The 691-nt window shown below is 66.9% G+C and carries 1 protein-coding gene; it reads right to left on the bottom strand.

Annotated features, from left to right (window positions below; all coding sequences use genetic code 11):
* Window positions 1–54: 54 nt before the first annotated feature.
* Window positions 55–691: transposase (locus G3N18_RS15830; RefSeq protein ID WP_196385197.1), on the bottom strand; the 637-nt coding region annotated here is incomplete at its 5' end.

Genomic DNA, 691 nt, shown 5'->3' with positions numbered 1-691 from the left:
GGTCAAGTCCCGTGGCGTGGTGTCATTCCGTTGTTCCCTGTGGGTGGGTGGTGGTCAGGCGGTGAGGTAGAGCTCGGGGCGGGCGGGTTCTGTGTGTTCGTGCAGGGTGTGGACGAGTTTGCGCATCGAGATGTCGGAGAAGTAGCGGCGTTCGCCGTAGGACCATTCCTCGTGTTGTTCCTGGAGGACCGCGCCGATCAGGCGGGTCACGGAGTCGCGGTCGGGGAAGATCTGGACGACGTCGGCGCGGCGTTTGATCTCGCGGTTGAGGCGCTCGATGGGGTTGTTGGACCAGACCTTCTGCCAGTGCTCCCGGGGCAGCGGGGCGAACCCGGTGAGGTCCGGCTCGGCGGCCTCGAGCATGGCGGTGATCTCGGGGAACGAGCCGCGCAGACTGTCGGTGACCTGGTGATACTGCGCGATCACCGCTTCGGGGGTGGTCTGCGCGAAGATCGTGGAGATCATCGCGTTGACCGGCTTGGAGCGTGCTGAGCCGAGCTTCTGGGTCACGTTGCGCGCGAAATGCACTCGGCATCGTTGCCACCCCGAGCCGGGCAGGATCGCTTTCACCGCGGCCTTGATGCCGGCGTGCGCGTCGGACGTGACCAGGGCAACCCCGAGCGGGTCGGCGTCGGTGGCGACCTTCAGGCCGCGGTCGCGGAGGCTGCGGAGGAACTCGGTCCAGAAGTCG

It is taken from the genome of Microbacterium paulum (genome assembly GCF_015707995.1).
GTDB lineage: Bacteria > Actinomycetota > Actinomycetes > Actinomycetales > Microbacteriaceae > Microbacterium > Microbacterium paulum.
Note: the sequence above shows the minus strand (reverse complement) of the source record. Positions and strands in the feature narration are given on the sequence as shown.